The following is a 14980-nucleotide window of genomic DNA, read 5'->3' on the forward strand; positions in this document are numbered from 1 at the left end:
GTCACGTCGGCAGGTTCCGCGTCGACGTGACAACCCGATCCGACGAGGCCGCTTCGCCCAGGATGCGCGCCTTGACGGCGTCGAGCACTGCGTCGGGGTCGATGCGGTCGGGCTCGTACAGCCACGCGATCATGCAGCCCAGGCCGACCGCGACCTGCCAGTCGGCACCGGCCGCAGCGTCGGCTCCGGTGACTCCCTGCGACTCGAGCAGCGCCGCAAGCTCCCGGCGAGTGGACTCCAGTTGCTCGGCGGACCGGTCGTGCAACGGATGGGCCGGCACCGTCGCCTCGCAGAGCAGCACGATCTCGGCGGCGGTCACCCAACGAGGCAGGCGGTCGAGGCGCAGCACCCAGGGGTCGTCGACGACGCGACTGTAGAGCGCGGCCACGACCAGCTCGAGCAGTGCCTGCTTCGTGGGTGCGACGTGGATCACCGCCGCGCGGGTCATGCCCGCCTCGTCGGCGACCGCCTGCATCGACGTCTCGTAGTAGCCGTGCGCGGCGTAGAGCTGCGCGGCCGCCGCGACGATCCGCGCTCGAGCGTCGTCACCGGCGAGTGAGGGCGGGAGGACCGGCTCGGACTGCGCAGCAGCCGTTCGCGGACGCGAGGATGCCGCCACGAGGTGCGGGACCCGCCGTTCGAACGCCTCGAGCTGCGCCGGGATGTCGATCCGGCCGGGGAAGTACAGCGCGAGGATCTGCAGCCCCTCCCAGCCCGCCACGACCTCCGTCATGGCCAGGGCGGCCTCGACGGCCGAGAGCCCGTGCGCCTCGAAGAAGGCGCGGCCCCGACGCTGCGCCTCCTGACGGCGCTCCAGCATCATCGGGTGGCCCGGGTGGCCAGGGCTCGTCGCCTCGCCGAGCAGCGCGGTGAACAGCTCGATCCAGCCCGGGACGGCCTCGCTGCCTCGGGCGACCGCAGCCGCGCTCGGGACGACCCGATCGGACCATTCGCCCTGACCCCAGATGCGCTCCGACTGCGCGTCGAGTCGGGTGATCAGCGCGGTGAGGATCTCGCCGCGGGTCGCGAAGTAGCGCAGCACCGCCGGGTGCGAGATCCCGGCCTCCGCGGCGATGTCGCGCAATGACGTCGCGCGGTAACCGTTGCGGACGAACAGCATGTGCGCGGCGTCGAGGATCGACTCGATCCGATCCCGTCCCGTCCGATACGTCCCGCGCTTGCTCGTCATGCCCACCAGTATCTCGAATCGCTTGGTCACGCGAAGTGTTACCGCTATGGTGGTCAGTCTACAGCCCCCACCGCTTGGAGACACCGATGTCTGACCACGCCGCCGACACCCTCGTGCAACCCGATCAAGCCGGGACGAAGCTCCCGCCCTCGCTGCGACGACTGTTCCGCGTCGCACCCCTCGCCGCCGCGGCCGCACCGCTCGCCTACGGCGTCACCGCCTTCTTCATGGCGATCCAGGTGCAACTGTTCGACGCCGAGACCAAGGTCGAGAACCTCGCCCTGATCAACACGCTCTCGGCCGTCGCCGCGATGCTCGCGCAGCCGATCTTCGGCGTGCTCTCCGATCGCACCCGCACCCGCTGGGGCGCCCGCCACCCGTGGATGCTCGTCGGCGCCGCGATCGGCACGGTCGCCCTCGTCTCGGCCGGATTCGCGACGAACGTGGCGATGCTCACGGTCTGCGTCATGCTCGTCCAGTTCGGCTACAACGCCTGGCAGGGTCCGTTCTCCGCCCTGCTCCCCGATCGCGTCCCCGAGCGGTTCCGCGGGCGCTACTCGACCGGCGTCGGGCTCGGCGTGCTGCTGGGCGCCGTCCTCGGCCCGATCCTCGCGTCGCCCTTCGCCGAGAGCATCCCCGTCGGATACGCGTCGCTCGCCGGGGTCGCGATCCTGCTCATCCTGCTGTTCATCGCGCTCGTGCCCGGCGCCGACAACCGCAGCGAGTCTCGCAAGCCGTTCTCCATCACGGCCTTCCTCTCCGCGTTCTGGGTGAACCCGATCCGCTACCCCGACTTCTTCTGGGGATTCACCGGGCGGTTCCTGCTGTTCGGCGGCTACACGATGATCAGCGCCTACAGCCTCTACATCGCGCAGGACTACGTCGGCCTCAGCCTCGCCGAGGCCACGTCGATCGTGCCGCTGCTCGGCCTCGCCGGACTTCCGGGCCTCATCATCGCGACCGCCGTGGCAGGGCCGCTCTCCGACCGGCTCGGGCGGCGCAAGCCCCTCGTCCTCATCTCGGGCCTGATCATCGCCGCCGGCGCGGTCATCCCCTTCCTCATGCCCTCGGTGCTCGGCCTCGCCCTGCAGACGATCGTCGTGACGATCGGATTCGGCGCCTTCGCCGCCGTCGACCAGGCGCTCATGGCCTCTGTGCTGCCCGACCCGGAGGACTTCGGCAAGGACCTCGGCGTGCTGAACCTCGCGGCGACGCTGCCCACGACCGTCGCACCGGTCGCCGCAGGCGCCGTCGTGCTCGCCGTCGGCTACGCGCCGCTGTTCCTGCTCGTCGGCGGCATCGCCGTCCTCGGCGCCCTCGCCGTGCTGCCGATCCGTTCCGTGCGCTGACGCGGAGGCATCCGCGCACCTGCCCGCCTCACCGTCGCACCCGGCGATCCAGCCGTCGCACCCATCGAAAGGACGAGATGACCTCCACCACCGCGCTCCAGCGCATCCTCCCCGTGCCCCGCACCATCGAAGAGCGACCGGGCCTCGCCCGTATCCGGCCCGGCGCTCCGCTGACCGTCGCCTGCGCCGAACTGCTCCCGTCGGCGCGACTGCTCGCCGACCGGCTGGCGGCCTGGTCGGGCATCGCCGTGGCCGCCCCCGTCGTCGGCGAGGCTGCCCGCGACGGCATCCACCTCCTCGTCGACCCGCACGACGAACTGCTCGTGGCCGTGCCGCCGGCGACCGGCGTCGCGGCCGACGGCGCCGACCTCGGCGACGAGCGCTCCTCTCTCACGCTCGCGGCCGACGGCATCCTGGTCGTCGGCGCGGCGCCCGCGGGCGTTCATCGCGCGGCGACCACGCTTGCGGCGCTCGCCGAGCAGAGCGAACGGGATGCCGCGGGGCTGGCGCTGCCCGCGGCCGTGATCGCCGACGGCCCGAACCTGGCTTGGCGCGGCCTCTCGTTCGACGTCGTGCGCGCGACCTTCACGAAACAGGAGGTGCTCCGCGTCGTCGAACTGCTCGACCGGTATCGCATGAACGTGCTGCACCTGCACCTCACCGACGACCAGGGCTGGCGGATCGAGATTCCGTCGCGGCCCGAGCTGACCCCGCCCGGCAGCGCGCACTTCACGCAGGCGGAGTTCCGCGAGATCGTCGAGTTCGCGCAGGAGCGGTTCATCACCGTCGTCCCCGAGATCGACCTGCCCGGGCACTCGTCGGCGGCGCTCATGGCGTACCCCGAGCTGACACGGTCGGGAACGGCGTGGGCATTCCCGAGCGACCCCCTGGAGGCCATCGCCCTGCTCGCGTCGGGAGAGCACCAACCGCAGTACCTCGACCCCGAGAAGGAGGAGGTGTGGGCCTTCGTCGACGAGGTCGTCTCCGCCGTCGCCGCGCTGACCCCCGGCCGCTTCCTGCATCTCGGCGGCGACGAGGCATTCGGGATGCCGCACGAGGAGCAGGTCGCCTTCGTACAGCGCGCCCGCGAGGTCGTCCGGCGGCACGGGAAGGAGCCCGTCGGCTGGCAGGAGGCGATCCGGGCCGACTCGGCGCCCGGCGAGCTCATCCAGCTCTGGATCGACGGCGACGGCGCCATCGACGGCGAGAGCCCGTTCCTCGCCGCACTTCCGCCCCAGATCGCGGAACTCATCGCCGCCGCCTTCGCCGACTCCGCCGCCGATCCCGAGCGGGTCGTCGAGAAGCGCGCACGCGTGATCATGTCGCGCACCGGACTCGCGTACCTGGATGCCCCGTACGCCGAGCCCTCGACCGACGAGGAGGGTGAGGCCCGGCGCGCCCGCGTCGGCATGCCCGGGTATCCGGCGGTCACGATCGAGGGCTCGGCCACTGCCCCGATCCCGGGCATCGACGCGCCCTCCGAGCTCGACGTCGTCGGCTTCGAAGCGGCCGTCTGGTGCGAGACGGTGCAGGACTTCGACGACCTGAGCTTCCTGCTCCTCCCACGACTCCCGGGGCTCGCGCAACGGGCCTGGGCGCACGGGCCCGCGCGCGACTGGTCGGACCTCCGCGAGCGCCTGGGCGCGCAGGCGCCCGCCTGGCGGCGCGAGGGCCTCACGTTCCACCACACCTCGTCCATCGACTGGCGCGGCGAGCCCGCGCAGAAGGAGACCTCCATGTCACGCGTCCCCGACGGCTTCCTCTGGGGAGCCTCGACCTCCGCCCATCAGGTCGAGGGCAACAACGTCTCGAGCGACATCTGGCGGATGGAGGGAAGCGGGCCGATCATGGCCGAGTACTCGGGCGATGCGGACGACAGCTACCACCGCTACCCCGAGGACATGCGGCTGCTCGCCGACGCGGGCCTGAACGCCTACCGCTTCGGGATCGAATGGGCGCGCATCGAGCCCGAGAAGGGCCGCTGGTCGAACGCGCAGCTCGCGCACTACCGCCGCATGATCGACACCGCGCGGAGCCTCGGACTCGAGCCGGTCGTGACGCTGCACCACTTCACCTCGCCGTATTGGTTCGCCGAGGCCGGCGGCTGGATGGGCGACGACGCGCTCGAGCGCTGGGGCCTCTACATCGAGAAGGTGTCGGCGATCCTCGGCGACGTGGAGTGGGTCTGCACGATCAACGAGCCGAACATGGTCGCGCTCATGCAGATGTTCCTCGGCGCCGAAGCCGATGCGCTGACGGGCGGCATCACCTTCGCCCAGGACGGCCCGCTCATGCCTGATACTGAGCTCGGCGAGCGACTCGTCGAGGCGCACCGCGTCGCGACCCGGATCCTCCGCGAGCGCACCTCCGCGAAGGTCGGCTGGACGATCGCGCAGCAGGCCTTCACCCCCACCGAGGGCAACGAGGCGATGTTCCAGAAGGTCAACTGGGCCTGGGAGGACCTCTTCCTCGAGGCATCCCGCGACGACGACTTCGTCGGCGTGCAGTCGTACACGACGCAGCCGGTGGGGGCTGATGGCCCGGTGCCGCACCCGCCGCACCCCGACAACACGATCACGGGTTGGGCGTACCGCCCTGACGCACTCGGCCTCGCCCTGCGTCACGCCCACGAGGTGACCGGCAAGCCGCTGCTCGTCACTGAGAACGGCATCGCGACCGCCGACGACGCCCGCCGCATCGAGTACACCCGCGAGGCCCTGCGCCACCTCACCGCGGCAGTCGAGGATGGGATCGAGGTGCTCGGATACCTGCACTGGTCGGCCCTCGACAACTACGAGTGGGGGCACTGGGCGCCCACATTCGGGCTCATCGCCGTCGACCGCGAGACGTTCGAGCGCCGGCCGAAGCCCAGCCTCGCCTGGCTCGGCGAGGTCGCCCGCTCGAACGCCGCGGAGATCCCGGCAGGCACCGCGTCATTCGCGCCGGGGTCGACCGTCGACGGCACGGCCTCCCGTCACACGGGCGCCGCCGCCCGCCTCACCCTGGAGCAGAAGGTGCGACTGCTGACCGGCGCCTCCGCCTGGTCGCTGCACGAAGAACCGGCCGTAGGACTGCGGAGCATCGTGGTCTCCGACGGGCCGACGGGCGTGCGCGGGCAGGCCCTCGACGACCGCGACCCTTCGGCGAGCCTGCCTTCGGCGAGTTGCATCGCAGCGAGCTGGGACCTCGACCGGCTGCGCACCCTCGGCCGGCTCATCGCCGCCGAGGCGCGCTCGAAGGGCGTCGACGTGGTGCTCGGGCCGACGATCAACCTGCACCGCAGCCCGCGCGGCGGCCGCCACTTCGAGGCGTTCAGCGAGGACCCGTGGCTGACCGGCACCCTCGCGTCGGCGTACGTGGAGGCAGTCCAGGCCGAGGGCGTCGGCGCGACGCCGAAGCACTACGTCGCGAACGACAGCGAGACCGACCGGCACACCGTCGACGTCCGCGTCGACGAGCGCACCCTTCGCGAGCTCTACCTCGCCCCGTTCGAGCGCGCCGTGGCATCGGGCGCCTGGATGATCATGTCCTCCTACAACCGGGTCAACGGGAACCCCGCCACGGCGAACGAGCTGCTCGCCTCGCCCCTGAAGGACGAGTGGGGCTTCGACGGGGTCGTGATCTCCGACTGGGGCGCTGTCACCGATACGGTCCGGTCGGCGGCGTCGGCTCAGGACCTCGTGATGCCGGGCCCAGACGGGCCGTGGGGCGACGCCCTGCTCGCCGCGGTCCGCGCCGGCGAGGTCGATGAGCGAACCATCGACGACAAGGTGGTCCGTCTGCTCCGGCTCGCCGAGCGCGTCGGAGCCCTCGACGCGGCACCGCACACCGAGTCCCCGCAGCCGTGGGTCGACGAGGACGTCGCAGAGATCCTGCGCGAAGCGGCTGCCGACGGCATGGTCCTCGCGCGCAACACCGGCCTCCTCCCGCTCGCCGACGAGGGGCAGCGCATCGCCGTCATCGGGCACCACGCACTCGCCGGGCGGGGCCAGGGCGGCGGGTCCGCGAGCGTGTTCCCGCCGTACCAGGTCAGTCCGCTCGATGGCATCCGGGCGGCGTACGCGAACGTGACGTCCACCGTCGGCGTGCCGCCCGCGAGCGACCTCACGCGCCTGCCGGGCGCATCGCTGAGCCACGCCGGTGAGCCCGGCGTCGACGTCTCGTACCTCGACGCCGACGGGACGGTCTTCGCCTCGGAGGTGTTCCCGAGCGGGCGGTTCGCCTGGTTCGGCGACGCGAACCTCGCCATGGCCGCGCAGATCCGCTTGCGGACCACCTACATCGCCCCGGGCGGTGGCCCGCGGCGTATGGGCGTCTCAGGTCTCGGCGACCTCGAGTGGAAGGTCGACGGGAACGTCGTCTTCTCCGGAAGAGTCGACCCGGTCGACGGCGCCGACGTGGTCGAGGCGGTGCTGCACCCGCCGGTGCAGCGCGCCGAGTTCGAGTTCGCCGAAGGCCAGCACGTGCAGCTCGAGGTGCTGCTGACCCCCTACCTCCCGAATGGAATCCCGTTCGCCGCGCTCACCCTGGGCGAGGAGCAGATCTTCGACGCGCCCGAGCTCGAGCTGGAGCGCGCCGTGGCCGCCGCACGGGAGGCCGACGTCGCGGTCGTCGTCGTCGGCACCACCGAGGTGATCGAGTCGGAGGGCTACGACCGCGCCACGCTCGCCCTGCCCGAGGGCCACGACGAGCTCGTCCGCCGGGTCGCCGCCGTCAACGACCGCACGATCGTGGTCGTCAATGCCGGCGCCCCCGTGCTCATGCCGTGGTTCGACGAGGTCGCCGCGGTGGTGCTGACGTGGTTCCCCGGGCAGGAGTTCGGCAACGCCCTCGCCGACGTCATCCGAGGCGACCGCGAGCCCGGCGGTCGGATGCCGACCACCTGGCCGCGCGCCGAGGCCGACGTCCCGGTGTGGACGGTCGAGCCCGACGAGGGCGTGCTCGAGTACGCCGAGCGCGGCGACATCGGCTACCGGGCCTGGACTCGCCCCGGGCATCCGGCGCCGCTGCTCGCCTTCGGCTCCGGCCTGGGCTACACGACGTGGACGACCACGAACGCGGGCGCGGAGACGCTCGCCGAGGGCGGCGCACGCGTCACCGCAGAGGTCGAGAACACCGGGACGCGCGCAGGCAAGCAGGTCGTGCAGGCCTACCTCTCGCGGACGGGCGCCACGGCGGTCGACCGGCCCGAGATCTGGCTCGCCGGCTACGCCGTCGTCCGCGCCGAACCGGGAACGGTGACGGAGATCTCCATCGACCTCGAGCCGCGGGCGTTCGCGCACTGGTCGGTCGAGTCGCACGCCTGGGCCGTCGAACCCGGAGGCTACGCCGTGCGGCTCGGCAGCGGCGTCGACGCCCTCGGCGATGCCCTGCCGCTCGAGATCACGAGCTCGGCGACGGGGCTGCGCGTCGCCGGGCCCGACGACGTCGCCTTCGGGATCCGCAGCGACTTCGTGCCGCGCACGGTCGTCCCAGCGGACGCGGCGGTCCCGGCCGGCGCGGTGCGGGATGCCGCGGCCTGCCCGGTGCCGACCGCGGCGAGCACGCTCGGCGATCTGCTCGACCACCCCGTGACCCGGACCGTGATCGAGCAGACCGTGCCCGACCTCGCCACCCACCCGATGCTCGGGATGATCAAGGCGATGCCGCTCGCGACCGTGCTCACGATGGCGGCCGGCCAGATCCCCGCCGAGACGGCGCAGCTGCTCACCGACCGCCTCGCGGCCGTCGCCGAGTGACCCGCTCGTGCGGGGCTGCGAGAATTCGCAGCCCCGCACGGCCGCCGCGAGGCATTCCCGTCGGGGCAGCCCGCCACCCCGCCGCTGAACACGCGCTCGGATTCACCGCGAGGCCGCTGCACGGTCGAGTGCGGTCCGCCCCTCGAGCGCTCCCGTCTCCGAGTGCACGCCCAGGCATCCGCCGCTGCGCGTGGCTGAACGGCTCGCCTCCGAACCCCTTCTCTCTAAGTCCGCCGACATGGCGCCGATGCAGATCCGCCCCTCGAGCGTCGCCGTGTCGGCCCTGGGTCGAGTGCCCCGCCACCCGAGATGAAAGGCTCGCTACTCGTGCTCGGGCAGCAGCGGCGCCTCGATCCCGGGGTTGCGGCCGAGCTGGGCGGCGCGGGAGACCGATGTCGCACCGAAGCGGTCGCGCACGCTGTCGAGTACGGTGTCGAGGCGGTGCCCGTCGCCCCAGTCGATCGGGAGTTCAGGGGGCATCTCGTCGACGCGGGACAGCTGCGAGAAGGACACGCCGATCAGGGTGATGCCGCGGGCGTCGATCTGCGGCTGCGCAGCGTCGAGGAGACCCCGGGCGAGGCCCAGCAGCACCGAGGTGCGGTCGGTCGGCGTGCGCAGGCTGCGCGAGCGCGTCGCCCTCGTGAAGTCGCCGAAGCGGAGGCGGAGGACGACCGACCGGCAAGCGCGGTCGCGGTCACGCAACCGGCGCGCGAGCCGGTCGATGATCTGCGTGAGGATGAGGTCGAGCTCCTCGGGCGACCTCGGATGCGAGCCGAGGGCTCGCTGCGACCCGATGGATCCGCGGCGCCGGGTCGTGTCGACGGGTCGGGGGTCGCGCAAGCGGGCGAGTGCGTGGAGGTGCGCGCCGACCGCGCGACCCAGCAGCCGTTCGGCCGTCGCGGCCTCGAGCTCGGCGAGTTCGCCGACGGTTCGGATGCCGAGCCGGTGAAGCTTCTCGGCCGTGACGGCACCCACGCCCCAGAGACGTTCGACCGGGAGGGGGAGCAGGAACTCCTGCTCGCGCTCGGGCTCGACGATGAGCAGCCCGTCGGGCTTGCTCACGGCGCTCGCGACCTTCGCGAGGAACTTGGTTCGCGCGACGCCGACCGAGATAGCGAGCCCTGCCTCAGCGCGGACGCGGGCCCGGAGCCGCATGGCGATCTCCTCGGGCGTCCCCGAGAGCCGGCGCAGTCCGCCGACCTCGAGGAAGGCCTCGTCGATCGAGATGCCTTCGACGAGCGGGGTCGTGTCGCGGAAGATCGCGAAGACCTCCTTGCTCGCCGCCGAGTACGCGTCCATGCGGGGCGGCACCACGATGGCGTCGGGGCAGAGCTCGCGCGCCTGCCGCCCGCCCATCGCGGTACGCACCCCCCGTGCCTTCGCCTCGTAGCTCGCGGCCAGTACGACGCCACCGCCGACGATGACGGGGCGGCCGCGCAGGGCAGGCGCGTCGCGTTGTTCGACCGAGGCGTAGAACGCGTCGAGGTCGGCGTGCAGCACGGTCGCCTCGCCTCGCATGGCGTCTCCCGTCGCTCGATCCGCCGTTCGGACGTCGACCGATCACTGTGAGCCGGGCCGCGATCGCGCCCCGATCGCGGCCTCGATCAACGGGAGGATCGTCGCATGGGCCGCCGACATACTGCGCCGTCGCCGTTTGCCACCCGTCTCCAAGCGTTCGCCGAGGCATCCGCAGCCGGCATTGGCGCCGATGTCGTCATCCGTCGCCGTCGAGTCAGGCTCGGTGCTCGCTCGAGACCGGATGTTCTTGTTCAATCGGACGCGTCGGCGAACAGCAGCTCGTCGTCTGAAACGAGCACGGAACGATCGCCGCGCACATCGACGAGGGCGAACTTCGAGCCGCCCCGGACCGGTGCGATCTCCTCGAGCGATCCATCTGCGAGTCCGATGAGGCGTTGCCGTCCGCCCCAGTCCCCGGTGCGGAACACGGGCGTCAAGATCGCCGAGGTCCCATCCGAGGTGAATCGCGCCCGGACGCCATGCTTGCCGGGCTGCTTCTTCCAGCCGCGCTCCTCGTAGAGGCGTCGCGCGACGCGCCCCTCGGCGTCGAGTTCCGCGAGGGTGAAGAAGTCGGATCCGTACTTGAGCAGGCTCGCCGTGTCACTCCCCTGGGCGGCGACGAAACGGGTTCCGGCGACGTCGATCACATCGCCGATGATCGGGGCTTTCGTACCGCCCGGCGCAGTCGTCATACGCCCGCCCGCCATCGGGTATTCGCTGCCGGTGAGCAGATCGACCGCTTCCCAAGCCGGAACCGCGTCGTCGATGCGGAGTTCAGCGATCGTGCGCGCGTTCTGGAAGGTCCCCGGATCGGTCAGAACGACCAGCCAGTTCCCGTTCTCCGCCCGGCGAGCGATACCGCCCGCGGTGAGCTGGCGGTCGCGACCCGCCACATTGACGCGGTCGAGGATCTCGACTGTCTGGGACGACGTGAACGCCTCGTCGAACATCACTGCCGTTCGGTCGTCGATGAGCACCACGATCCCCGAGTCGCCACGGTCGATGATCACCGGCTGCGCACCGAACGAGCCTTCGAGGAGCGGCATCCGTACCTGTTCACCGGACGCACTCACGTGGACCAGCGCCGTCTCCCAGCCGGCACTCGTTCGCAGAGTGGCGACGCAGAGCGCTGAACCATCGGCGCGGAGGCAGACCGTCGGCGGCTTCGGGAACGCGAGAGCACCCTCCCCGAGATCGACACGGACAGCAGCGAGAGCTTTCATGACCCGAAACTACCAATCTCGCGGCACGCGCTCAGCGGCATCCGTTTCGCGCGCGCGAACACCGGCTGCTCACCCTTCGCAACGACTTCGAAGAATTTTGGTATTCGGTGTTGCTAAGTACCGGTAGTCAGTGTTACTTTGTAGTGGTAGTCAGCAACACTGATTACCAGTAACACTGAATAGCAAGCAGAAGGGAGCGTTCCATGGGCAAGCAGATGACCGAGATGCTCAAGGGCACGCTCGAGGGCATCGTCCTCGCGATCCTCGCCGAGCAGCCGGCCTACGGCTACGACATCACGGCGCGGCTGCGAGAGCGCGGCTTCACCGACATCGCCGAGGGCACGATCTACGCCCTCCTGGTGCGGGTCGAACAGCGCGGTCTCGTCGACGTCGAGAAGGTGCCTTCCGAGAAGGGCCCGCCGCGCAAGGTCTTCACGCTCAACGAGCAGGGCCGAGGCGAACTCGCAGAGTTCTGGAGGACATGGAGCTTCCTCGCAGAACGTATCGAACAGCTCCACCACACCAACGAACTGGAGAACTGATCATGGCTGCAAAGTGGATCGAAACGCTGACCGGCTCGCTCGAGCAGAAGAAGCAGTACAAGCAGTACAAGGCCCGCATCGAGGCCCTCCCCGAGCCCTACCGCGGCAGCGCCAAGGCGCTCGACCGGTACTTCATGTACGCCGGCGGTATCACCGACGGCGAGACCATGGTGAAGATGCTCGAGGACTTCGCCGACCTGTGGGAGCGCGCGGCGATCGACGGCACGCCCGTCAGCGAGATCGTCGGCGACGACCCCGTCGCCTTCGCCGAGGAGTTCACGCAGGCGTACGGCGGCAAGCAGTGGATCGACAAGGAGCGCGCTCGCCTGAACACGGCGATCGACGAGGCGAAGAAGGAGCAGTCATGACCACCGTCACCGAGCCCGCCATCCGGGTTCAGGGCATCGAGAAGTCGTTCAAAGACCTCCAGGTGCTGAAGGGCGTCGACTTCGACGTCGCGCGGGGCAGCATCTTCGCCCTGCTCGGCTCGAACGGCGCCGGCAAGACCACCCTCGTCCGCATCCTGTCGACGCTGCTGAAGTCCGACGCCGGCACCGCGACCGTGCACGGCTTCGACGTCGCCGGTGCGCCCGGCGACGTCCGCGAGTCGATCAGCCTGACCGGGCAGTTCGCCGCGGTCGACGAGGTGCTCAGCGGTCGCGAGAACCTCGTGCTCATCGCGAAGCTGCGGCACCTCAAGAACCCGGGCGCGATCGCCGATGACCTGCTCGAGCGCTTCTCGCTCACGGAGGCCGGCGGCCGCAAGGCCGGCACGTACTCGGGTGGCATGCGCCGCCGGCTCGACATCGCGATGAGCCTGATCGGCAACCCGCCGATCATCTTCCTCGACGAGCCGACGACCGGGCTCGACCCGCAGGCGCGCATCGAGGTGTGGCAGACCGTCAAGGAGCTCGCCGACCGCGGCACGACCGTGCTGCTCACGACGCAGTACCTCGACGAGGCCGAGCAGCTCGCCGACCGCATCGCCATCCTCCACGAGGGCACGATCATCCAGAACGGCACCCTCGCCGAACTCAAGCAGCTCCTCCCGGCCGCCACGGTCGAGTACGTCGAGAAGCAGCCGACGCTCGAAGAGGTCTTCCTCACGCTCGTCGGCGCAGGGCCCGACAACGGAAAGGATTCATGATGACCACCCACGTCCTGAGCGACACCCGGGTTCTCACCGGCCGCTCGCTCACCCACATCCTCCGCAGCCCCGACACGATCATCACCACCGCGGTCACCCCGATCGCGCTGATGCTGCTCTTCACCTACGTGCTGGGCGGGGCGATCAACACGGGGTCCGACGAGTCGTACATCGACTACATGCTCCCCGGCATCCTGCTCATCACGATCGCGTCGGGTATCGCCTACACCGCGTACCGGCTGTTCCTCGACATGCAGGGCGGCATCTTCGAGCGGTTCCAGTCGATGCCGATCGCCCGGTCGAGCGTGCTCTGGGCGCACGTGCTCACCTCGCTCGTCTCGAACCTGATCTCGGTCGCGATCGTCATCGGCGTCGCGCTGCTCATGGGCTTCCGCACCGGGGCATCCGTGGCGGTGTGGCTGGCGGTGGCGGGCATCCTCGTGCTCTTCACCCTCGCCCTGACCTGGCTCGCCGTGATCGCCGGCCTCTCGGCGAAGACCGTCGACGGCGCGAGCGCCTTCAGCTACCCGCTGATCTTCCTCCCGTTCATCAGCTCGGCCTTCGTGCCGACCGACTCGATGCCCGCCCCGGTCGCCTGGTTCGCCGAGAACCAGCCCGTGACCTCGATCGTGAACTCGATCCGGGCACTGTTCGCGGGCCAGCCCGTCGGCAGTGACATCTGGGTCGCGCTGGCCTGGCTCGTCGGCATCCTCGTCGTCGCCTACGTCTGGGCGATCGCGATCTACAAGCGCAAGATGAGCTGACGGCTCCTCGAGCGAAACACCTCGAACACCGCCCGGCCCCTCAGGGGTACGGGCGGTGTCGTCGTTGCGGGGTGTCCAGGTCGACGCCGGCGGGCCTGATGAGGTCGTGAAAATCAATCGAGCGGCACGCCTGAATCCCAGATAGGGTCTCCGAGCATGGACATGCTGAAGGGCGAGGAGATCGCTGCGGCGCAGCTGGCCGATTGGCGGAAGCTGGCCCAGGGGCTGCATGCCCGCTACCTGGTCACCGACTTCGGCACCGGCGCAAGGTTCGTCGTGGCGGTCGGCGAAGCGGGCGATGCGCTCGGTCACCACCCGAGCGTGTCGATCGGCAGCGGATACGTCGATCTCAAGCTGGTCAGCCCCGACGCCGTCTACCGCGACGACGAGGGCACCGAACACGTCGTCGAATGGGTGACCCGGCAGGATGTCGACCTCGCGCGGCGGATCACGGAGATCGCTGCCGACCACGAGATCGAGGCCGACCCGGCTTCGGTCAGCGTCGTCGAGCTCGGCCTCGACACGGGGCGATCTGCGACCATCGCCCCGGTGTGGGCCGCCCTGCTGACGGGGCACGCCGACTCCCAGGGGCACGGTTCGCCCAGCGATGAGATCCGGGATGCCACGGGGCGCGTGCCGAACCTGTGGTTCGGGGAGGCCGATGAGCACGAGACCCCGCGTCAGCGCCTCCACATCGAGGTCTACGTTGCACCCGAGGTGGCCGAGCAGAGGATCGCCGCTGCCGTGGCTGCGGGCGGGACCATCCTCGACAACAGCGACGCGCCGTCGCTCACCGTGATCGCCGACCCCGACGGCAACACCGGCGTCCTCTGCGTCGCCCAACCCCCTGCGACGCGATCCCCGTGACGACCTCGCACGTGATCAGGCCGCTCACGCCCGAGACCTTCCCGGCGTGGCTGGCGCTCGCGCAGAAGCACAACGGAGTCTGGGGCGGGTGCTACTGCTCGTACTTCCACGACGACACCGAGCAGACCGTGAAGGACGAGCACGATCGGCCGACGTTCAAGCAGCGTCTTGTGGCGGAGGGGGTCGCGCACGCCGCGCTCGTCTTCGACGGCGATGACGCGATCGCGTGGTGCGAGTTCGGCAGTCCGCTCGAGCTGCCGAACATCTACCACCGCAAGCAATACGACGCGGGCGAGATGAAGCCGGCACCGTGGCGCATCACCTGCTTCTTCGTCGACCGCGACCACCGACGAACGGGGGTCGCCCGCGAGGCACTGGATGGCGCGCTCGAGCTGATCGCGGAGGCCGGCGGGGGTGAGGTGGTCTCGTTCCCGAACGAGCTCGCGCCCGGCAGGAAGACGTCGTCCTCATTTCTCCACAACGGCACGAGGGCCATGTTCGAGAAGGCCGGGTTCACCTTCGAGCGTCACATCGGCAAGAGCAAGACGGTGATGCGGAAGACGGTGCACCCGGCCCACGGCTGAGGCCCGGGGCGTCCGATCCGCACCCGCCGGGTGGCATCCGCCCGGCCTCTCACCGGGTG

11 protein-coding genes are annotated in these 14980 nt (G+C 70.5%); 8 read left to right on the forward strand and 3 right to left on the reverse strand.

Annotation, left to right across the window (positions count from 1 at the left end; genetic code table 11):
• Position 1: 1 nt before the first annotated feature.
• Entirely contained in the window at positions 2-1189 is a 1188-nt protein-coding gene (locus ACFVTX_RS10255; protein WP_386899694.1) for a TetR/AcrR family transcriptional regulator, read from the reverse strand.
• A gap of 86 nt (positions 1190-1275) precedes the next feature.
• Here ACFVTX_RS10255 and ACFVTX_RS10260 point away from each other — a divergent pair, with 86 nt between their 5' ends.
• On the forward strand, positions 1276-2538 hold the full coding sequence (locus ACFVTX_RS10260; RefSeq protein ID WP_386899696.1) for an MFS transporter: 1263 nt from the start codon (positions 1276-1278) through the stop codon (positions 2536-2538).
• A gap of 77 nt (positions 2539-2615) precedes the next feature.
• The gene (locus tag ACFVTX_RS10265; protein WP_386899698.1) at positions 2616-8276 is read left to right on the forward strand and encodes a family 1 glycosylhydrolase; all 5661 of its coding nucleotides are present in this window, start codon (positions 2616-2618) and stop codon (positions 8274-8276) included.
• A 321-nt stretch (positions 8277-8597) separates the two neighbouring features.
• Here the strand turns inward: ACFVTX_RS10265 and dinB are convergent, their stop codons facing one another.
• Entirely contained in the window at positions 8598-9794 is a 1197-nt protein-coding gene (gene dinB / locus ACFVTX_RS10270; RefSeq protein ID WP_386899700.1) for a DNA polymerase IV, read from the reverse strand.
• 251 nt (positions 9795-10045) lie between these two features.
• Positions 10046-11017: a hypothetical protein gene (locus tag ACFVTX_RS10275; RefSeq protein WP_386899702.1), complete on the reverse strand. Its 972-nt coding sequence runs from the start codon at positions 11015-11017 to the stop codon at positions 10046-10048.
• 203 nt (positions 11018-11220) lie between these two features.
• On the opposite strand from ACFVTX_RS10275, the gene ACFVTX_RS10280 reads away from it, so the two are divergent.
• From ACFVTX_RS10280 to ACFVTX_RS10305, 6 genes are all read left to right on the forward strand, one after another.
• Complete coding sequence (locus ACFVTX_RS10280; RefSeq protein ID WP_386899704.1) at positions 11221-11559, forward strand: PadR family transcriptional regulator; 339 nt, start codon at positions 11221-11223, stop codon at positions 11557-11559.
• Positions 11560-11561: 2 nt separating this feature from the next.
• Positions 11562-11927, forward strand: a complete 366-nt coding sequence (locus ACFVTX_RS10285; protein WP_386899706.1) for a DUF1048 domain-containing protein — start codon at positions 11562-11564, stop codon at positions 11925-11927.
• Entirely contained in the window at positions 11924-12706 is a 783-nt protein-coding gene (locus tag ACFVTX_RS10290; protein WP_386899708.1) for an ABC transporter ATP-binding protein, read from the forward strand. The genes ACFVTX_RS10285 and ACFVTX_RS10290 overlap by 4 nt, the downstream gene beginning before the upstream one ends.
• Positions 12706-13470: an ABC transporter permease gene (locus ACFVTX_RS10295; RefSeq protein WP_386899709.1), complete on the forward strand. Its 765-nt coding sequence runs from the start codon at positions 12706-12708 to the stop codon at positions 13468-13470. Before ACFVTX_RS10290 ends, ACFVTX_RS10295 begins: the two co-directional genes overlap by 1 nt.
• A 156-nt stretch (positions 13471-13626) precedes the next feature.
• Positions 13627-14337 (forward strand): VOC family protein, encoded by a 711-nt coding sequence (locus ACFVTX_RS10300; protein ID WP_386899711.1) that lies wholly within the window; start codon positions 13627-13629, stop codon positions 14335-14337.
• On the forward strand, positions 14328-14921 hold the full coding sequence (locus ACFVTX_RS10305) for a GNAT family N-acetyltransferase (protein WP_386900384.1): 594 nt from the start codon (positions 14328-14330) through the stop codon (positions 14919-14921). Before ACFVTX_RS10300 ends, ACFVTX_RS10305 begins: the two co-directional genes overlap by 10 nt.
• Positions 14922-14980 lie beyond the last annotated feature (59 nt).

Origin of the sequence: Agromyces sp. NPDC058136 (genome assembly GCF_042884375.1) — a bacterium.
GTDB lineage: Bacteria > Actinomycetota > Actinomycetes > Actinomycetales > Microbacteriaceae > Agromyces.